Origin of the sequence: Xenophilus azovorans DSM 13620, from assembly GCF_000745855.1 — a bacterium.
In the GTDB taxonomy this organism is placed as follows: domain Bacteria; phylum Pseudomonadota; class Gammaproteobacteria; order Burkholderiales; family Burkholderiaceae_C; genus Xenophilus; species Xenophilus azovorans.
In genome coordinates, this window is record NZ_JQKD01000023.1 from 1 (window position 1) to 19,066 (window position 19,066).

Consider the following 19,066-nt stretch of genomic DNA (forward strand, 5'->3'; position numbering starts at 1 on the left):
CCGCAGCGGCCCTCGACATCCAGTTCCATCAGGCGCTGGGCCATGAACTGCACCATCTGGCGCAGCACGTCGATGTCGGCTCCCTTCTCGGCAAGCTCGGTCAATGCCATAGTGGCGTTGGTCATCGTGATTTCCTTCGAGGACAGGTTTGGTGGGTCGCACCTCAAACCTTATCCGGACCTCACGATGGCCACCCCGAACAGGAGCGCCGCCGCTGGGCGGCAAGCCGCTTCGGGCTACGCCCTACGCGCCTTGCCGCCCAGCGAGTGAAAGAAGACTTACACCACTTCCTGGGACATCAACCGGCCTCGCGGCCGCACGGCAGGCCGTCCGCGCCGTCGCCCATCAGCTCCTCAAACAGGTAGAAGTCGGCGAACACGGTGCCGAAGAGCTGCCGGTATTCGTCGCGCGTGGCATCGGTCACCACCTGGCCGTCGAGCAGCACCTGGCCGCGCTGCGGCGCATACAGCCCGAGCAGCAGCTTCACCAGCGTGGTCTTGCCCGAGCCGTTCTCGCCCACGATGAAGACGATGCTGCCCTTCTCGATGCGCAGGCTCAGCGGCCCCACCTCGAAGCAGGAGGACGGCGGCGGCCCCGCGCGCCCACCGCCCTCGCCGTCATCCGCGACCTCCTCGTAGCCATAGCCGATGCCGCGCAGCTCGATGCAGTCGTGCAGCTCTGCGCGCGGCGCCGGGCCGCCGGCCGGCGCAACCAGCGGGATCGGCTCGACCGTGGAGAAGCGCGTGGACAGGTCGGCGATGCGCTCCAGCGCCACCCAGGCGCGGCCCATCGCGGGCAGGATGCTCGCGATCTGGTCGAGCGGCCCCTTCAGGTACAGCAGCACCAGCACGAAGCTCCCGAGCACCGCCGGCTCGGGCAGGCGCTGCATCGCCCAGGCCATCACCAGCGAGATCAGCAGGAAGTACAGCGCCGAGCCGAAGGCGTTGGCGGCCACGAAGGCATTGGTGGCGCGGATGTTGACGCGGCTGATCTCCTCGATCGTGCCCTTCACGTCGTTCTCGTACACGTACTGGCGCCGCCGCCGGTGCAGGCGCAGCTCCTTGGCGCCCTCGCCCAGGCTGCGGTAGGCCTTGTGCAGACGCTCCTCGGCCTGGCGCGCCTTCTGGAAGCCCGACAGCCCGCGCCGCTGCGCCAGGCGCTGGACGAGGACGCCGCAGGCCAGCGCCAGCAGCAAGAGGCCGAACATCGGCAGCGACAGCCAGGCCAGGTAGAGCAGGCAGCCGCCGGCCACCGCGCAGGCGATCGCCAGGGCGGCCAGCGCGAACACCGTGCTGCTGATGGTGTCGATGTCGTGCGTGAGCACGGGGATCAGCCGGTGCACGCGGTAGCGCTCCAGCGCGTCGATCGGCGCCGCCAGGATCTTGCGCGCCAGCGCCTGCCGGATCTGCGCCACCACCCCCTGCCCGACCCAGTTGGTGAGCAGCAGCGACACGGCGCGGCCCACCAGCGTCAGCACGCTCAACCCCAGCACCGCCAGCAGCAGGCCACCGGCGATGTGCTCGGGCTCGCGGATCACCTCGGTCAGGCGGGCCAGCAGCGCCACCGTCGCCACCCCGGCCAGGGTGCCGGCCAGCGCCGAGAGCAGCAGCCAGCCGCCGTAGGGCCGCAGCAGTGCGCCCAGTTCCCACAGCGTGGCGGACACGGCGGCGCGTGGAGGGGAAGGATGGACCTTCCGGCGGGAGGAGGAGGAGGAAGAAGCCGGGGAGGCGTTGTCCGCTGCCACGCGATGTCCAGTCTGTGAAGTGTCCAATGGGTCGATGACGCGTCCGCTGGAAAGGCTGGTAGGTGGCGGCGGCTGGATACGTGCGGCTGCCAACGGCATGTCAGATATTGTCAAAAATTATTACATGATGATCGCCCTTTGGGAATGGCTGTCCACATCCTTCCAGCCGTCGAGCCGGAACAGGGCGGAATCGGGGATCATTTCGCCATGTGTTCGACGCATGGCCTTGTCACCTCCGACCGCCCGCTGCCCGGCCGCCGCCGGGTGCTCGGCCTGCTGGCGGCGCTGGCCGGCGGCGCCTGGCGGCCGGCCAGCGCCCTGCCGCCGCGCACGCTGGCCTTCCCGCACGACCACGGCAGCCACCCGGACCTGCGCACCGAATGGTGGTACGTCACCGGCCATGCGCAGGCCGCTCAGGGCGGCCGGCGCTTCGGCTTCCAGATCACCTTCTTCCGCTCGCGCGTCGATGCGGCACAGGGCCTGCGCTCGGCCTTCGCGGCGCGGCAGCTGGTGTTCGCGCATGCGGCGGTGACCGACCTGCAGGGCCGGCGCCTGCTGCACGACCAGCGCATCGCCCGCGCCGGCTTCGGCATCGCGCAGGCCGGCGAGGCCGACACCGACGTGCGGCTGCGCGACTGGTCGCTGGTGCGCAATGCCGCCGACGGCAGCTACCGCGCCGAGGCGCCCGGCGAAGGCTTCGCGCTGTCGCTGCGCTTCGCGCCCACCCAGCCCGTGCTGCTGCAGGGCGATGCGGGGCTCTCGCGCAAGGGCCCGGAGGCCGCGCAGGCCAGCCACTACTACAGCCAGCCGCAGCTCGAGGCAGCGGGCCGCATCGTGATCGAGGGCCAGGGCCGCTTCGAGGTGCGCGGCTGCGCCTGGCTGGACCACGAGTGGAGCGAAGCCCTGATGCACCCCGAGGCCGTGGGCTGGGACTGGATCGGCATGAACCTGGACAACGGCGCGGCGCTCACCGCTTTCCGCCTGCGCCGCGCCGCCGGCAGCGCGCTGTGGGCCGGCGGCTCATGGCGCGCTGCGGGCGAGGCGACGCGCACCTTCTCCGCGGAAGAGGTGCGCTTCGAGCCGATGCGCACCTGGACCAGCCCGCGCTCCTCGGCGCGCTACCCGGTGCAGTGGACGGTCGACACGCCCGCCGGCCGCTTCGCCGTGCAGGCGCTGCTGGACGACCAGGAACTGGACAGCCGCGGCTCGACCGGCGCCATCTACTGGGAAGGGCTGAGCGATCTGCTCGATGCGCAGGGCCGCCGCGTCGGCAGCGGCTACCTGGAGATGACGGGCTACGCCGCGCGCCTCAGGCTCTGAAGGCGGGCACGCCACGAGGATCAGTGGCCGCCGCCCGCCTGAGCGCGCTTGCCGCCGCGCCCGAGCAGCGCGATGGCCTCGCCCATGATGCCGCGGCGGAAGGCCAGCACGCACACCACGAAGATCAGCCCGGTGACGATGGTGACCGACTCGCCCAGGGTGTTGAACCACTCCACCCGCGTGATGCTGGCCAGCAGGTGGCCCAGCTCGCCGATCTTGTTCTCCAGCGCCACCACCACCGCCGCGCCCACCAGCGGGCCCGACAGCGTGCCCAGCCCGCCCAGCAGCGTCATCAGGATCACCGAGCCGGAGGAGGACCAGTGCACGTCGGTGAGCGTGGCGAAGCCCAGCACCAGCGTCTTGAGCGAGCCGGCCAGCCCCGACAGCGCCGCCGAGATGACGAAGGCCAGCAGCTTGAAGCGCCCCACGTCGTAGCCCAGCGAAACGGCGCGCGGCTCGTTCTCCTTGATGCCCTTGAGCACCTGCCCGAAGGGCGAGTGGATGGTGCGCACGATCAGCAGGAAGGCCGCCGCCACGATCACCAGCGCCACGTAGTACATGGTCAGGTCGTCCTTCAGGTCCAGCACGCCGAACAGCTTGCCGCGCGGCACCGCCTGCAGGCCGTCCTCGCCGCCGGTGAAGGGCGCCTGCAGCGCGATGAAGAACACCATCTGCGCCAGCGCCAGCGTGATCATGGCGAAGTAGATGCCCTGGCGCCGGATGGCCAGCACGCCGAACAGCCAGCCCAGCAGCGCGCCGGTGGCGGTGCCCAGGACGAGGCCGATCTCGGGCGTGACGCCCCAGACCTTCATCGCATGCCCGGCCACGTAGGCCGAGCCGCCCAGGAAGGCCGCATGGCCGAAGGACAGCAGCCCGGTGTAGCCCAGCAGCAGGTTGAAGGCGGCGGCGAACAGGGCGAAGCACATCAGCTTCATCATGAACACCGGGTAGGCGCCGACGAAGGGGGCGGCCAGCAGCGCCGCGAACAGCAGGCCGTAGCCGATGAAGGACTTGTTCATGGTGGCGGTCCCGCTCTCACTTTTCCTTGCCGAACAGGCCCGCGGGCCGGATCAGCAGCACGATCACCATGATCACGAACACCACGGTGGAAGACGCCTCGGGGTAGAACACCTTGGTCAGCCCCTCGATCACGCCCAGGCCCAGGCCGGTGAGGATGGCGCCCATGATGGAGCCCATGCCGCCGATCACGACCACGGCGAACACCACGATGATCAGGTTCTGCCCCATCAGCGGCGAGACCTGGATCACCGGCGCGGCCAGCACGCCGGCGAAGGCCGCCAGCGCCACGCCGAAGCCGTAGGTCAGCGTGATCATCAGCGGCACGTTCACGCCGAAGGCCTCCACCAGGCGCGGGTTCTCGGTGCCGGCGCGCAGGTAGGCGCCGATGCGCGTCTTCTCGATCAGGAACCAGGTGACGAAGCACACCACCAGCGAGGCCAACACCACCCAGGCGCGGTACTTGGGCAGGATCATGAAGCCGAGGTTGAAGGCGCCCGAGAGCGCGTCGGGCGTGTCGTAGGCCAGGCCCGAGACGCCGTAGGCGGAGCGGAAGATGCCCTCGATCAGCAGCGTCAGGCCCAACGTCAGCAGCAGTCCGTACAGGTGGTCCAGCTTGTAGATCCAGCGCAGCAGCAGCCGCTCGATCAGGATGCCGAACGCGCCCACCACCACCGGCGCCACCAGCAGCATCACCCAGTAGTTGACGCCCAGGTAGTTCATCGCCATCCACGTGAGCACGGCGCCCATCATGAACAGGGCACCGTGCGCGAAGTTGATGACGTTCAGCAGTCCGAAGATCACCGCCAGCCCCAGGCTGAGCATCGCGTAGAAGGAGCCGTTGACCAGCCCAAGGAGGAGCTGGCTCAGCAGGGCGGGGAGCGAGACGGACATGGATCGGCTGGGCGGCGGACGTTGGGTTGCTCGGTCAGGGCAGCGGCGAGGCGTCGCTCACTTCCACAGGGCGCACTTGGACTCGGCCTTGGTGGTGAACACCTGGTCGCCGGGCAGCTTGGCCACCACCTTGTAGTAGTCCCAGGGCTGCTTGGACTCGGCGGGCGACTTCACCTGCATCAGGTACATGTCGTGCACCATGCGTCCGTCGGCGCGGATGAAGCCCTTGGCGTAGAAGTCGTCGATCTTCATGCTCTTGAGCTGCGCCATCACCTTGTCGGCGTCGGTGGTCTTGGCCGCCTCCACCGCCTTCAGGTAGGTCATGGTGGCCGAGTAGTCGGCCGCCTGCAGGTCGGTGGGCATGCGCTGGGTCTTGTCGAAGAACTTCTTGCCGAAGGCGCGCGTCTTGTCGTCGAGGTTCCAGTCCCAGCTGGTGGTCAGCAGCAGGCCCTCGGTGTTCTTCAGGCCCAGGCTGTGGATGTCCGACACGAAGACCAGCAGCCCGGCGAGCTTCATGGTCTTGTTGATGCCGAATTCCTTGGCCGCCTTGATCGCGTTGATGGTGTCGCCGCCCGCATTGGCCAGGCCCAGGATCTGCGCCTTGGAGTTCTGCGCCTGCAGCAGGAAGGAGGAGAAGTCGGACGCGTTCAGCGGGTGCCGGACGCTGCCCACCACGGTGCCGCCCTTGTCCTTGACGACCTTGCTGGTGTCGGCCTCCAGCGCGTGGCCGAAGGCGTAGTCGGCCGTCAGGAAGTACCAGCTCTTGCCGCCCTGGTCGACCACCGCGCCGCCCGTGCCCTTGGCCAGGGCCACGGTGTCGTAGGCGTAGTGCACGGTGTACGGGCTGCACTGCTCGTTGGTCAGCGCCGAGGTGCCGGCGCCGTTGACGATGAAGACGCGCTTCTTCTCCTGCGCCACCTTGGCCATCGCCAGGCCGGTGCTGGAGGTGGTGCCGCCGAAGAGCATCGTCAGGTTCTGCGTGTCGATCCACTCGCGCGCCTTGGAGGCGGCGATGTCCGCCTTGTTCTGGTGGTCGGCGGTGAGCAGTTCGATCGGCATGCCCAGCACCTTGCCGCCGAAGTCGTCGATGGCCATCTGGATGGCCGTGGCGCCCCCCTTGCCCTCGACGTCGGAGTACAGGCTCGACATGTCGGTGATGAAGCCGATGCGGACCTTGTCCTGCGCCTGCGCGGCGCCGGCCGCCAGGGCCAGCCCGCAGGCCAGCGCGATCGGGGTGATCCAGTGCTTTTTCATGGTGTTCTCCGGAACTCTCGGGACAGGGGGTTTCAGGCGCTCACTTCCAGAGCTTGCAGGTGCTCTCTTCCTTGGTCGTGTAGACCTGGTCGCCGGGCACCTTCTTGACGATCTTCAGCAGGTCCCAGGGGCCCTTCGATTCGGACGGCGCCTTCACCTGCGCCAGCAGCATGTCGTGCACCATCCGGCCGTCGGGGCGGATCACGCCCTTGGCATAGAAGTCGTCGATCGGCGTCTTCTTCATGTACGCCATCACCTTGTCGGCGTCGGTGGTCTTGACCGCCTCCACCGCCTTCAGGTACGCCATGGTGGCCGAGTAGTCGGCCGCCTGGATGTCGGTCGGCTTGTTCTTGGTCTTGGCCTCGTAGCGGGCCGCCCATTTGCGCGATGCGTCGTCGCTGTCCCAGTACCAGCTCGTGGTGTGCAGCAGGCCCTGCGTGGCGGCCAGGCCCAGGCTCTTGACGTCGGTGAGGAACACCAGCAGGCCGGCGACCTTCATCGACTTGTCGATGCCGAATTCCTTGGCGGCCTTCATGGAGTTGACGAAGTCGCCGCCCGCATTGGCCAGCCCCAGCACCTGCGCCTTCGAGTTCTGCGCCTGCAGCAGGAAGGAGGAGAAGTCCGATGCGTTCAGCGGCGCCCTGACGCCACCGACCACCGTGCCGCCCTTGGCCTTGACCACCTTGGCGGTGTCGGCCTCCAGGGCGTGGCCGAAGGCGTAGTCCGCGGTCAGGAAGAACCAGCTCTTGCCGCCGGTGTCGACCACCGCGCCGCCGGTGCTCTTGGCCAGCGCGACGGTGTCGTAGGCGTAGTGGATGGTGTAGGGGCTGCACGCGGCGTTGGTCAGCGCCGAGGTGGCCGCGCCGTTGGTGATGAACACGCGCTTCTTCTCTTCCGCGACCTTGGCCGTGGCCAGCGCGACGCCGGAGTTGGTGCCCGCGAAGATCAGCGTGGCGCCGGCCGTGTCGATCCACTCGCGCGCCTTGGCGGCGGCGATGTCGGGCTTGTTCTGGTGGTCGACCGCCAGGATCTCGACCGGCTGCCCCAGCACCTTGCCGCCCATGTCGTCGATGGCCATCTGGATCGCCGCCTGGCCGCCCTTGCCTTCCAGGTCCGCGTACAGGCCGGAGAGATCGCTGATGTAGCCGATCACCACCTTCTCCTGCGCCACGGCGGCGTGACTCGCCAGACCGGCCACGCCCAGCGCGACCGCCATCAGCTTGAGGTTGGATTTCATGGGTTCTCCTTGGGTTGAAACGGACGTGCGAACGAACAGGGTGATGGCAGCGCGAGACACGAACCCCGGCGCCTGCTCACACGCCCAGCAGCTCGTTGAGGACGGGCATCTTGGCCTGCAGCTCGGCCGCGCCGAAGCGCTCCACGATGCGGCCGTGCTCCATCACGTAGAAGCGGTCGGCCAGCGGCGCGGCGAAACGGAAGTTCTGCTCCACCATCACGATCGTGTAGCCCTTGGCCCGCAGCGTGGTGATCATGCGCGCCAGCGCCTGCACGATCACCGGCGCCAGGCCCTCGGAGATCTCGTCCAGCAGCAGCAGGCGCGCGCCGGTGCGCAGGATGCGCGCCACCGCCAGCATCTGCTGCTCGCCGCCCGACAGCCGCGTGCCCTGGCTGGCGCGACGCTCGGCCAGGTTGGGGAACATCGCGTAGATCTCCTGGACCGACATGCCCGGCTCGCTGCCCTTCAGCGGCGGCGGCAGCAGCAGGTTCTCCTCGGCCGACAGGCTGGCGAAGATGCCGCGCTCCTCCGGGCAGTAGCCGATGCCGTAGTGCGCGATCTTGTAGGTGGGCAGGCCGATGGTCTCGTGGCCGTTGACCCGGATGCTGCCCTTGCGCGTGCCGGTCAGCCCCATGATGGCGCGCAGCGTGGTGGTGCGCCCGGCCCCGTTGCGCCCCAGCAGCGTGACCACCTCGCCCGGCTGCACCACCATGTCCACGCCGTGCAGCACGTGCGATTCGCCGTACCAGGCCTGCAGGTCCTTGATTTCCAGTGCCGGACTTGCCATGTCAGTGGGCCCCCTGGAGCTGGCCGTCGGTCGTGCCCATGTAGGCCTCCATCACCTGCGGGTTCTTCGACACCTCGCCGTACGGCCCCTCGGCCAGCACGGCGCCGCGCTGCAGCACGGTGATCACGTCGGCGATGGTGGAGACCACGCTCATGTTGTGCTCCACCATCAGGATGGTGCGCCCGGCCGACACGCGCTTGATCAGCTCGGCCACGCGGTGCACGTCCTCGTGGCCCATGCCCTGGGTGGGCTCGTCCAGCAGCATCAGCTCGGGCTCCATCGCCAGCGTGGTGGCGATCTCCAGCGCGCGCTTGCGGCCGTAGGGCAGGTTCACGGTCAACTCGTCGGCCAGGTCCTGAAGGCCCACCTCGGCCAGCAGCTCGCGGGCGCGGGTGTTCAGCGGCAGCAGGCTCTTCTCGCTCTTCCAGAAGTGGAAGCTCGTGCCCAGCGCGCGCTGCAGGCCCAGACGCACGTTCTCCAGCACCGTCAGGTGCGGGAACACGGCCGAGATCTGGAAGGAGCGGATGATGCCGCGCCGGGCGATCTGCGCCGGGCGCTCGCCGGTGATGTCCACGCCGTTGAAGAGGATGGTGCCGGAGGTCGGCTCCAGGAACTTCGTCAGCAGGTTGAAGCAGGTGGTCTTGCCCGCGCCGTTCGGGCCGATCAGTGCATGGATGGAGCCGCGCCGCACCTTCAGGTCGACCTGGCTGACCGCGGTGAATCCCTTGAATTCCTTCGTGAGTTGGCGCGTCTCGAGAATGATGTCGCTCATTTCGCTCCGGCGCCCGGGTGCTGGCGGGAAAGGTCGGTCATGCGGTCCGCTGGTGTGCGTTGCTGAATGAAGCGCTTCGGGGTGGTGAAGCGAATCCATTCATTGTTGGCACGTCCCCTGGCATTGCGTACTGGGGCAAATGCGGATGCTGCGGTGCAATGCGCCGGCAGGCGGGAAGCACCAAGAAAAAGGCCCGCATCGCGGGCCTGGAAGAACATGCCGTGCAGCCGTGCCGCTAGTGCGCGCCCGCTGCCGCATCGGCGCCCGCGCCGCCGCGCACCGGCCGCGCCAGCCAGATCACCGGCACCAGCAGCAGGAACAGCAGCGCCGAGCCGTAGAACAGGTCGGCGGTGGCGAGCATGAAGGCCTGCTGGTCCACCAGCCGGTTGATCTGCGCGAGCACCTGCTCGGGGCTGAAGCCGGCGCCGGCCAGTACGCCCATGGTGTGGCTGGCCGCATGGCTGCCCTGGTTCACCGCCTCGGCCAGCTGCACGTGGTGCAGCGTCGCGCGATCCTCCCACAGCGTGGTGGCGATGGAGGTGCCCATCGCGCCGGCGGTGATGCGCGCGAAGTTCGACAGGCCCGAGGCCGCGGGGATGCGGTCGGGCGTGAGGCCCGAGAGCGTGATCGTCACCAGCGGGATGAAGAAGAAGGCCATCGCGACGCCCTGGATCAGCGTCGGGATCATGATGGTGGTGAAGTCGGTCTGCGTGTTGAAGCGCGAGCGCATCCACAGGATCAGCGCGAACACCACGAAGGACAGCGTGGCGTAGCGGCGCGGGTCCACCCTGCCGACCGTCAGGCCCACCATGGGCGAGAGCACGATCGCCAGCAGGCCCACCGGCGCCAGCACCATGCCTGCCTGGGTGGCGGTGTAGCCCATGAACTGCTGCAGCCACAGCGGCAGGATCACCACGTTGCCGAAGAACAGGCCGTAGCCCACCGCCGTGGCCAGCGTGCCCGACCAGAAGTTGCGGCGCCTGAACAGCGACAGGTCCACCACCGGATGCTTCTCGGTCAGCTCCCACACCAGGAAGAAGGCGAAGCCGACCACCGCCACCACGGCCAGCGTGATGATCTGCGCCGAGTGGAACCAGTCCAGCTCCTTGCCCTTGTCGAGCATGAGTTGCAGCGAGCCCACCCACAGCACCAGCAGCGCCAGGCCGATGGTGTCGATGGGCACCTTGCGCGTGGGGCTCTCGCGCTTGCGGTAGATGCCCAGCGTGAGGCCGGCGGCCATCAGCCCGACCGGGATGTTGATGTAGAAGATCCAGGGCCAGGAGATGTTGTCGGTGATCCAGCCGCCCAGCAGCGGCCCCATCACCGGCGCGACGAGCGTGGTCATCGACCACATGGCCATCGCCAGCCCAGCCTTGGCGCGCGGGTAGCTCGACAGCAGCAGCGTCTGCGACAGCGGGATCATCGGCCCGGCGACGAAGCCCTGCAGCGCGCGGAAGGCGATCAGCATCGTCATGTTGGGCGCCAGCCCGCACAGCCAGGAGCTGATGACGAACAGGATGATGCTGGCCATGAACAGGCGCACCTGGCCGATGCGCTGCGTCAGGAAGCCGGTGAGCGGCACGGCGATGGCGTTGGCCACGCCGAAGCTGGTGATGACCCAGGTGCCCTGCGTCGGGCTCACGCCCAGGTCGCCGGAGATGGCGGGCAGCGACACGTTCGCGATCGACGAGTCGAGCACGTTCATGAAGGTCGCGGCCGACAGCGCGAGGGTGCCCCACACCCGCGCCGCGCCTTCGAGCGGCGCCGGCGGGACGTAGGGTGTCGATGGACTGGACATGCAGCAGCGCCGTTCAGGCCGCCTTGCCGCCCAGCGCCAGGTGGGCGCCGCCCGGCACCGGCGCCGGGCCGTGCGGCTCGCGCTTCGCGGCCGGCTGCACCTCGCGGCCCAGGTTGGCCTCGATGATGCGGCGCACCTCGGCCTCGGCGCCCTTGTCGAGCGCGCTGTAGACCTGGGTCTGCGCCACGGGCTCGCGGCGCGGCGCCTCGGCCAGCATGCGGCCGCCGCGCTCGCGCACGTCGACCTCGGCGTCCATCGACAGGCCCACGCGCAGCGGGTTGGCCTTGACCTGCTCGGCGTCCAGCGAGATGCGCACCGGCACGCGCTGCACCACCTTGATCCAGTTGCCGGTGGCGTTCTGCGCCGGCAGCAGCGCGAAGGCGGCGCCGGTGCCGATGCCCAGGCCCTCGACCTTGCCGTCGTAGGCGACCTTCTTGCCGTACAGGTCGGCGGTGAGCTTCACCGGCTGGCCGATGCGGATGTTGCGCAGCTGCACTTCCTTGAAGTTCGCGTCGACCCAGACCTGGCCCAGCGGCACCACCGACATCAGCGGCGTGCCGGGGCTCACGCGCTGGCCGAGCTGCACGGTGCGCCGGGCGACGTAGCCGTCCACCGGCGCCGGCATGGCCACGCGCTGGGTGGCGAGGTACGCCTCGCGCAGCCTGGCGGCGGCGGCCTGCACGCTCGGGTGCTCTTCCACGCGGGTGCCGTCGGTCAGCGAACGGTTGCTCGCCAGGCTCTCGCGGGCGGCCACCACGCCGGCCTGCGCCGCGGCCACCGCGCTGCGGGCATTGGCCACCGCGGTCTCGGCGTGGTTCAGCTCTTCCTTCGATACGGCGCCGTTGCCCGAGAGCGCCTTGCGGCGCTGCAGGTCGTCCTGCGCGCGCGCCAGCTCGCTCCTGGCCTTGACCACGTCGGCCTCGCGCAGTTGCACCTGCGCGGCCAGCGAGCCGTTGTTGGCGTAGAGCGTGCGTGCCTGGCGCACGGCCTGGCCCAGCGCCGCCTCGGCCTGCTCCAGCGCCACGCGGGCGTCGGCCGGGTCGAGCTGCACCAGCGGCTGGCCGGCCTTCACGAAGTCGGTGTCGTCGGCGCCGATGGCCATCACGGTGCCGGCGATCTGCGGCGTGATCTGGATGACGTTGCCCTGCACGTAGGCGTTGTCGGTGCCCTCGTAGTGGCTGGCCACCAGCCATTCGTAGGCGGCCCAGCCGGCGCCAGCCAGCACGACGATCGCCGCCAGGGTGCCCAGCGCGCGGCGGCGCTTGCCGTTGCCGGCCGCTTCGGGGACCGATGGGCCGGCCTGCGCGGCCGGGGTGGAGGTGTTGTTCTCGCTCATGGTGTGGTTCTCGCGCGCGATGCGGCGTTTCTGCTGAGTCAATGAGAGGAGGTGGCGGCGGCGGCCGCCTGCCGGTCGCCGGCTTCGCCCTGCCAGCCGCCGCCCAGCGCGCGCGCCAGCGCGACCTGGGTGTCGAGCGCACGCGCGGCCAGGTCGACCGCCTGGCGGCGCTGGGCCAGCACGGCGGTCTCGGCCGCCAGCACGTTCAGGTAGTTGCCCAGGCCGGCGCCGTAGCGCTGCACGGCGATCTCGTAGGCGCCCTCGGCGGCGGTCTGTGCCTGGCGCTGCTGCACCTGCTGGCGGGCGATGGACCGGATGCTGCTGACCTGGTCCGCCACGTCGCGCACCGCGTCGAACACGGCGGCGTTGTAGCTTTCGATCGCGGCATCGCGGTCGGCGGCCTTGGCGCGCAGGTTGGCGCGCAGGCGGCCGCCTTCGAAGATCGGCAGGCTGACGGCCGGGCCCACGCCCCACTGCGCGCTGCCCGACTTGAGCAGGTTGTCCAGCCCCAGCGACTGCAGGCCGACGAAGGCGGTGAGGTTGACGTTGGGGTAGAACTGCTTGCGCGCGTAGTCGACGTCGTGCGTGGCCGCCTCGGCACGCCAGCGCGCGGCCGCGATGTCGGCGCGGCGGCCCAGCAGGTCGGCCGGCAGCACCGGCTGCAGCGGGATCGGCTGCAGCGCCGCCAGCGCCGGCGCCGTCATCGATTCGGCCAGGGCCGGGCGGGCCGCCAGCGCGTCGATGGCGTGCTGCGCGATGGCGATCTGCTCGTCCAGCGCCTCGATCTGCTGGCGCGCCTCGGGCAGGCCGCCCTCGCTCTGGCGCAGCTCCAGCCGCGTGTCCAGGCCGGCCGAGACGCGGTCGCGCACCAGGCGCAGGGTCTCCTCGCGCTGGGCCAGCGTGCGCTCGGCCACGGCGCGCTGCGCCGCCAGCCGGGCCCATTGCAGGTAGCTGCGCGCCACGTTGCTGGCCAGCAGCACCTGCGCGGCCTCGGCGTCGGCCTGCGCGGCGCGGGCGTTGCCCACAGCGGCCTCGATGGCGGCGCGGTTCTTGCCGAAGAAGTCCAGCTCCCAGCTCGCCCCGAGCTGCAGCAGCCCGGTGTTCTGGATCGAACCGCCGAGCGGGTCGGGATAGATGTAGTTCTCGGAGTACAGCGAGCGGCTGACCTGCAGGTCGCCCTTGACCTGCGGCAGCTCGGCCGCGCGCGTGGCGCTCACCGCGGCCCGGGCCTTCTCCAGTCGCGCACGCGCCACCTGCAGGTTGGGGTTGCCCTGCAGCGCCTGCTCGACCAGGCGGTCGAGTTGCGGGTCGCCGAAGGCGCGCCACCACTGCCGATCGACGGCGGCGACGGGTGCCGCGTCGGCGGCCGGCAGGCCGGCCTCGGTGGCGCCGACGGATGGCGCCGGCGCGTCGACGCGGCCCATGTCGGCGCAGCCGGCGAGCGCTGCAACGACGGCGATGGCAGCCACGGAACAGGCCATGCGGGAACATCCGCGGAACTGGCTTTGCCAGGCCGCAGGATGTGCCCCCTTGAGGGGGTTGGCGAAGCGGAACGAAGTCCGCGAAGACTGGGGGTGACTCATGATTTCCGGGCGGCGCAGGCCGTCGTCGCGTTGTCGAGGATGCGGCGCAGGTAGCTCTTGAGCTGCTGCCACTCCTCCTGGCTGAAGCCGGAGAGGAATTCGTTCTGCACCCGGCACAGCACGTGCGGCACGCGCTGCGCGTGGGCAGCGCCCTCCTCGGTCAGTTCGATGTGCACGACCCGGCGGTCGGCGACGGAGCGCACCCGGCGCACCAGCCCCTTGGCCTCCAGCCGGTCGAGCAGGCGCGTCATGGCACCGGTGTCGAGTTCGCACACGCGCGCCAGCTCGGCCACGGTGGTGGCAGGGCCGGTGTGCATGTGCAGTTTGTGCAGCGGGATCCACTGCGGATAGGTCGGCCCGCCGGGCTCCACCAGTTCGGCCTCCACCGACTGGCTGACGGCGGTGATGATGCGCCGCATCATCAGGCCGATGCTCTCGTCGGCGGAGTAGTTGTCGGGCCGGTAGAAGCAGCCGTCGCCGGACGCGCCGGTGGCCGGGGCAGACGGGCAGTCGTCGGAATCCATGGAACGGAATGATATTTGCCATGGCAGTAATTGTCAAGGCTGAGTTTGAGCAGACAGCGGATCGGTAGAATCCGGCCCCTATGTCCCGCCCCACGCCCGCCAAGGGATCGCCGCGCTCGCTGTCCGGGTTGGCGCCCTTTCTCCGGCCCTACCGCCTCCAGATCGCACTGGCGGGCCTGTTCCTGGTGATGGCGGCGGTGACGACGCTGCTGTTCCCCGTGGCGCTGGGCGGCCTGATCGACAACGGCCTGGTGCCGGCCGACCGCGGCCAGCAGATGCTGGCGCTGCGCCACCACTTCTTCGAGCTGTTCGGCGTGGCGGTGGCGCTGGGCCTGTTCTCGGCCGCGCGCTTCTACACGGTGAGCTGGCTGGGCGAGCGCATCACGGCCGACCTGCGCAACGCCGTCTACGGCCACGTGCTGCGCCAGAGCCCGCAGTTCTTCGAGACCACGCAGACCGGCGAGGTCCTCTCGCGCCTGACGGCCGACACCACGCTGGTGCAGACGGTGGTGGGCTCCTCGTTGAGCATGGGGCTGCGCAACGCCGTGATGGGCGTCGGCGCGCTGGTGATGCTGGTGTGGACCAACCCCTACGTGATGGCGCAGGTGCTGCTGATCCTGGTGCTGGTGGTGGTGCCGAGCATGGTGTTCGGCCGCCGGGTGCGCAAGCTCTCGCGCGCCAGCCAGGACCGCGTGGCCGACGCCAGCGCGATCGCCGCCGAGGTGCTCAACGCGATCCCCGTGGTGCAGAGCTACACCGCCGAGTCGCGCGAGTCGGCCCGCTTCTCGGCCTCGACGCAGGACGCCTTCCGCACCGCCGTGCGGCGCACCAAGGCGCGCTCGGTGCTGGTCGCCTTCATCATCATCGCCACCTCGGCGGCGCTGCTGTGGGGCCTGTACGCCGGCACGCAGGCGGTGCTGCGCGGCGACATCACGGCGGGCCACCTGGGCCAGACCGTGGTGTACGTGATCATCCTGGCCAGCGCCTTCGCGGTGCTGGGCGAGGTCTATGGCGACCTGCTGCGCGCCGCCGGTGCCACCGAGCGGCTGATGGAGCTGCTGCATGCTCGCTCGGCCATCGAGTCGCCAGCCGCCCCCGCCGCGCTGCCGGCGCCCGCGGCCGGCAGCGCCGTGGCCTTCGAGGCGGTGCGCTTCCACTACCCCTCGCGCCCGGCCACGCCGGCGCTGGCCGACTTCAGCCTGGCCGTGGCGCCCGGCGAGACGGTGGCCCTGGTGGGCGAGAGCGGCGCCGGCAAGAGCACCGTGTTCCAGCTGCTGCTGCGCTACTACGACCCGCAGGCCGGACGCATCGCGCTGGACGGCGCCGACCTGCCCTCGGTGGCGCTGGCCGATCTGCGCCACCGCATCGCGCTGGTGCCGCAGGAGCCGGTGATCTTCTCGGCCAGCGCGCTGGAGAACATCCGCTACGGCCGCCCCGACGCCAGCGACGAGGAGGTGCGCGCCGCCGCGCGCGCCGCCCATGCGGACGGCTTCCTCGCGGCGCTGCCCGAAGGCTACGACACCTTCCTGGGCGAGCGCGGCGTGCGCCTGTCGGGCGGGCAGCGCCAGCGCATCGCCATCGCGCGCGCCATGCTCAAGAACGCGCCGCTGCTGCTGCTGGACGAGGCCACCAGCGCGCTGGACGCGGAAAGCGAGCGCATGGTGCAGGCAGCGCTGGAATCGGCCATGCAGGGCCGCACGACGCTGGTGATCGCCCACCGCCTGGCGACGGTGCAGCAGGCCGACCGCATCGTCGTGCTGGAGCACGGGCGCATCGTCGAGCAGGGCACGCACGCCGAGCTGGTGGCGCGCGGCGGGGTGTACGCGAAGCTGGCGGCGCTGCAGTTCACGGCATGAGGCCGCGCCGCAGGCCCGGGTTTACTGCAGGGTGTCCTTGAGCGCCGCCGGGATCGGCAGCGGCATGACGGCGATGCCCTCTTCCAGCAGCGCCTCGGTCTGCTCGCGGGTGGCCTGGCCGCGGATGCCGCGCTCCTCGGCCTCGCCGTAGTGCATGCGGCGCGCTTCCTCGGCGAAGCGCTCGCCCACATCCTCGGTCTTGGCCAGCACCTCGCGCACGGCGCGCATCCAGCGGCCTTCCGGCGTGTCGGCCGCGGGGCCTGCCACCACGGGCTGCGTCTCGGCGCTGCTCTCGCGGCCGGCGCCGAGGTTCAGGCGCGGCGCGCTCAGGCCCTTGGCGATGGCGGTGTCGCCGCACATCGGGCATTCGACGAGGCCCTGCCCCAGCTGCTTCTCGAAATCCTGGTCGGAGCCGAACCAGCCTTCGAAAGCATGGCCGTGGGCGCAGCGCAGGTTCAGGACTTTCATGGCCCCCGATTATCGGCAGCCTCCGGCGGCGGCGCCGGCTGCCAGTCCAGCGGCCACACGCCCGAGAGGACGTTCTGCAGCCAGAGCGCGCAGCTCAGCGTCTTGGCGTCGGTCACGCGGCCGTCCCGGCACCAGGCGAGCAGTTCTTCAGGCCGCGCCGCGAAGACGTCGAGGAACTCGCCCTGGTCGAGCTGGCGCGCGCCCGCCTCCAGGCCGCGGGCGAAGTAGACGTGGATGATCTCGGTCGAGTAGGCCACCGCCAGGTGCATGGCGCCGGCGAGCGCCCATTCGCGTGCGCGGTAGCCCGTTTCCTCGATCAGCTCGCGCTGGCCGCAGATCAGCGGGTCCTCGCCCGGATCGAGCTTGCCGGCCGGGAACTCGATCATCACCTGCTCCACCGGGTAGCGGTACTGGCGCTCGAGCACGACGCGCCCATCGTCCAGCAGCGGGACGACCACCACCGCGCCCGGATGGATGACGTACTCGCGCGTGGCGCTGCGGCCGTCCGGCAGGCGTACGGTGTCGCGCCGCGCGTTCAGGAAGCGCCCTTCGAACAGCAATTCGGAGCCGGTGCGTTCTTCCTTGAGGTGCAGGTCGGTCATGAGGTCAGCTCTTGCGGTGCTTGAGAAGGTAGCGCCAGGTGAAGCCGGGAAAGGCCAGCACCAGGAACAGCGCCGCCGTCACCGCATAGAACTCCCAGCCCTGCGGCGCGATCTGCCCGAGCCGCTGCTCGAACAGCAGGCCGACGCCGCCGACCGCGAAGTACAGCAGCACCAGTTCGGCCAGGCGCACGGCGAGGTTCTTGCGCTTCGTGCCGCCCGGCAGCGGCAGTACGGCGAGCAGGCGCTCGTTGACGAAGGGCAGGTTGGCGGCCAGCAGGGCGACCAGCAGCACCAGCCAGACCGAAGCGCTCTGCGACAGGCCGCCCATCAGCGCGGGGGAGGGCAAGTGCAGGCCGGCATCAGCCGGCCAGGGTGGCCACGATGGCCTGGGCGCACAGCGCCATCAAGCCGCCGGGCAGGATGCCCAGCACCAGGATGAGGGCGCCGTTGAGCGTGAGCACGGCGCGCACGTCGCGCGGCGCGGCGACCGTGGTGGCCGTGAGCGGCTCGTCGAAGTACATGACCTTCACCACGCGCAGGTAGTAGAAGGCGCCGATCAGCGAGGTGATCACCGCGAACACCGCCAGGGCGATGTACAGCGCCTGGCCGGTGGCCACCAGCGCCTGCAGCACGACAAGCTTGGCGTAGAAGCCCACCATCGGCGGGATGCCCGCCAGCGAGAACATCGCGATGGCCATCACGGCGGCGTACAGCGGACTGCGCTGGTTCAGGCCGGCCAGGTCGGCGATCTCGTCGCTCTCGAAGCCGCCGCGCGCCAGCAGCAGGATGATGCCGAAGCTCACCAGCGTGGTCATCACGTAGGTCACGATGTAGAACATCGACGCGCTGTAGGCGAACTGGGCGTTGTAGCTGTTGCCGTTGACCACGCCCGCCACCATGCCCAGCAGCATGAAGCCCGTGTGCGCGATGGTCGAATAGGCCAGCATGCGCTTGAGGTTGGTCTGCGCGATGGCGGCCAGGTTGCCCACCAGCAGCGAGGCGATGGCCAGCAGCGCCAGCATCTGCTGCCAGTCGAAGGCCAGCGGCAGCATGCCTTCCACCAGCAGGCGGATGAGGATGGCGAAGGCCGCCAGCTCGGGCGCCGAGCCGATCAGCAGCGTGACCGCGGTGGGTGCGCCGTGGTAGACGTCGGGCAGCCACATGTGGAAGGGCACCGCCCCCAGCTTGAAAGCCAGGCCGGCGACGATGAACACCAGCCCGAAGACCAGCACCTGGTGGTTCACCTGGCGGCTGGCGATGGCCTTGAACACCTCGTTGACGTCCAGCGAGCCGGTGGCGCCGTACATCATCGACAGGCCGTACAGCAGGAAGCCGCTGGCCATGGCGCCGAGCACGAAGTACTTCATCGCCGCCTCGCTGGCCACCGCGTGGTCGCGCCGCAGCGCCACCAGGGCGTAGCTGGAGAGCGTGAGCAGTTCCAGGCCCAGGTAGATCAGCAGGAAGTTGCTGCCCGAGATCATCACGAACATGCCCAGCAGCGCCAGCATGCTCAGGGTGAACAGTTCGCCGCCGCGCAGCATGTCGCGGTCGCCGGCGTAGGGGCGGCCGTAGACCAGCGCCGCCATCAGCACCACCGAGGAGAAGCACTTGAGCCAGTTGCCCATCGGGTCGCTGACCACCATGCCGCCGAAGCCGTAGATCGTCTGGGCATTGACGGCCTGCATGCCGGCGAGCACCGCCACCACGGCCAGCGTCAGCAGCGTGAGCACGTAGGTCGCCGTGCGGCGCGCGCTGACCACCGACAGGTCGGCCAGCGCGATGATGCAGGCCATCACGAGCAGCACGATCTCGGGGTAGATCGCGATCCAGCTGAGTTTGTCAATCATCTTGTTCTCTTCGACGCGCGTTCACGG

The 19,066-nt window shown here is 69.9% G+C and carries 18 protein-coding genes and 1 pseudogene; 2 read left to right on the forward strand and 17 right to left on the reverse strand.

Annotated features, from left to right (window positions below):
* Together Q392_RS32830 and Q392_RS14010 are read right to left on the reverse strand one after the other, a co-directional pair.
* Positions 1 to 125: pseudogene (locus Q392_RS32830) on the reverse strand (IS256 family transposase); the annotation flags it as partial.
* Positions 126 to 298: 173 nt separating this feature from the next.
* Positions 299 to 1,663, reverse strand: coding sequence for a cyclic peptide export ABC transporter (locus Q392_RS14010; RefSeq protein ID WP_051953464.1), 1,365 nt, complete (start codon positions 1,661 to 1,663; stop codon positions 299 to 301).
* Positions 1,664 to 1,951: 288 nt separating this feature from the next.
* On the opposite strand from Q392_RS14010, the gene Q392_RS14015 reads away from it, so the two are divergent.
* Positions 1,952 to 3,064 (forward strand): lipocalin-like domain-containing protein, encoded by a 1,113-nt coding sequence (locus Q392_RS14015; RefSeq protein ID WP_051953466.1) that lies wholly within the window; start codon positions 1,952 to 1,954, stop codon positions 3,062 to 3,064.
* Between the two features lie 20 nt (positions 3,065 to 3,084).
* Here the strand turns inward: Q392_RS14015 and Q392_RS14020 are convergent, their stop codons facing one another.
* From Q392_RS14020 to Q392_RS14065, 11 genes are all read right to left on the reverse strand, one after another.
* Positions 3,085 to 4,083 (reverse strand): branched-chain amino acid ABC transporter permease, encoded by a 999-nt coding sequence (locus Q392_RS14020; protein ID WP_038208630.1) that lies wholly within the window; start codon positions 4,081 to 4,083, stop codon positions 3,085 to 3,087.
* 16 nt (positions 4,084 to 4,099) lie between these two features.
* The gene (locus Q392_RS14025; RefSeq protein WP_038208633.1) at positions 4,100 to 4,975 is read right to left on the reverse strand and encodes a branched-chain amino acid ABC transporter permease; all 876 of its coding nucleotides are present in this window, start codon (positions 4,973 to 4,975) and stop codon (positions 4,100 to 4,102) included.
* 57 nt (positions 4,976 to 5,032) lie between these two features.
* Positions 5,033 to 6,229 (reverse strand): ABC transporter substrate-binding protein, encoded by a 1,197-nt coding sequence (locus tag Q392_RS14030; RefSeq protein WP_038208636.1) that lies wholly within the window; start codon positions 6,227 to 6,229, stop codon positions 5,033 to 5,035.
* A 40-nt stretch (positions 6,230 to 6,269) separates the two neighbouring features.
* Positions 6,270 to 7,466: an ABC transporter substrate-binding protein gene (locus Q392_RS14035; protein WP_038208639.1), complete on the reverse strand. Its 1,197-nt coding sequence runs from the start codon at positions 7,464 to 7,466 to the stop codon at positions 6,270 to 6,272.
* Positions 7,467 to 7,542: 76 nt separating this feature from the next.
* Entirely contained in the window at positions 7,543 to 8,253 is a 711-nt protein-coding gene (locus tag Q392_RS14040) for an ABC transporter ATP-binding protein (RefSeq protein ID WP_038208642.1), read from the reverse strand.
* Between the two features lies 1 nt (position 8,254).
* The gene (locus Q392_RS14045) at positions 8,255 to 9,025 is read right to left on the reverse strand and encodes an ABC transporter ATP-binding protein (protein ID WP_038208645.1); all 771 of its coding nucleotides are present in this window, start codon (positions 9,023 to 9,025) and stop codon (positions 8,255 to 8,257) included.
* A complete protein-coding gene (locus Q392_RS32835; RefSeq protein WP_157008001.1) occupies positions 9,022 to 9,243 on the reverse strand; it encodes a hypothetical protein in 222 nt (73 codons plus the stop codon). Before Q392_RS32835 ends, Q392_RS14045 begins: the two co-directional genes overlap by 4 nt.
* 17 nt (positions 9,244 to 9,260) lie before the next feature.
* A complete protein-coding gene (locus Q392_RS14050) occupies positions 9,261 to 10,823 on the reverse strand; it encodes a DHA2 family efflux MFS transporter permease subunit (RefSeq protein ID WP_038208647.1) in 1,563 nt (520 codons plus the stop codon).
* A 13-nt stretch (positions 10,824 to 10,836) separates the two neighbouring features.
* Positions 10,837 to 12,159 (reverse strand): HlyD/EmrA/EmrK family protein, encoded by a 1,323-nt coding sequence (locus Q392_RS14055; protein WP_051953486.1) that lies wholly within the window; start codon positions 12,157 to 12,159, stop codon positions 10,837 to 10,839.
* Between the two features lie 38 nt (positions 12,160 to 12,197).
* The gene (locus Q392_RS14060) at positions 12,198 to 13,640 is read right to left on the reverse strand and encodes an efflux transporter outer membrane subunit (RefSeq protein WP_038208649.1); all 1,443 of its coding nucleotides are present in this window, start codon (positions 13,638 to 13,640) and stop codon (positions 12,198 to 12,200) included.
* Positions 13,641 to 13,738: 98 nt separating this feature from the next.
* Positions 13,739 to 14,266, reverse strand: a complete 528-nt coding sequence (locus Q392_RS14065) for a MarR family winged helix-turn-helix transcriptional regulator (RefSeq protein WP_038208661.1) — start codon at positions 14,264 to 14,266, stop codon at positions 13,739 to 13,741.
* Positions 14,267 to 14,346: 80 nt separating this feature from the next.
* On the opposite strand from Q392_RS14065, the gene Q392_RS14070 reads away from it, so the two are divergent.
* Positions 14,347 to 16,122 carry an ABC transporter transmembrane domain-containing protein gene (locus Q392_RS14070; RefSeq protein ID WP_038208664.1) on the forward strand — a complete coding sequence of 592 codons (1,776 nt, stop codon included), beginning with the start codon at positions 14,347 to 14,349 and terminating at the stop codon, positions 16,120 to 16,122.
* A 21-nt stretch (positions 16,123 to 16,143) separates the two neighbouring features.
* On the opposite strand, the gene Q392_RS14075 is transcribed toward Q392_RS14070, so the two are convergent.
* The 4 genes from Q392_RS14075 to nuoN are packed head-to-tail and all read right to left on the reverse strand — an operon-like array spanning position 16,144 to position 19,039.
* The gene (locus tag Q392_RS14075) at positions 16,144 to 16,590 is read right to left on the reverse strand and encodes a DUF1178 family protein (RefSeq protein WP_038208666.1); all 447 of its coding nucleotides are present in this window, start codon (positions 16,588 to 16,590) and stop codon (positions 16,144 to 16,146) included.
* On the reverse strand, positions 16,587 to 17,192 hold the full coding sequence (locus Q392_RS14080; protein WP_038208668.1) for an NUDIX domain-containing protein: 606 nt from the start codon (positions 17,190 to 17,192) through the stop codon (positions 16,587 to 16,589). The genes Q392_RS14075 and Q392_RS14080 overlap by 4 nt, the downstream gene beginning before the upstream one ends.
* Before the next feature lie 4 nt (positions 17,193 to 17,196).
* On the reverse strand, positions 17,197 to 17,511 hold the full coding sequence (locus Q392_RS14085; protein ID WP_038208850.1) for a DUF2818 family protein: 315 nt from the start codon (positions 17,509 to 17,511) through the stop codon (positions 17,197 to 17,199).
* A gap of 40 nt (positions 17,512 to 17,551) precedes the next feature.
* Positions 17,552 to 19,039: an NADH-quinone oxidoreductase subunit NuoN gene (gene nuoN / locus Q392_RS14090; protein WP_038208671.1), complete on the reverse strand. Its 1,488-nt coding sequence runs from the start codon at positions 19,037 to 19,039 to the stop codon at positions 17,552 to 17,554.
* Positions 19,040 to 19,066: the final 27 nt, after the last annotated feature.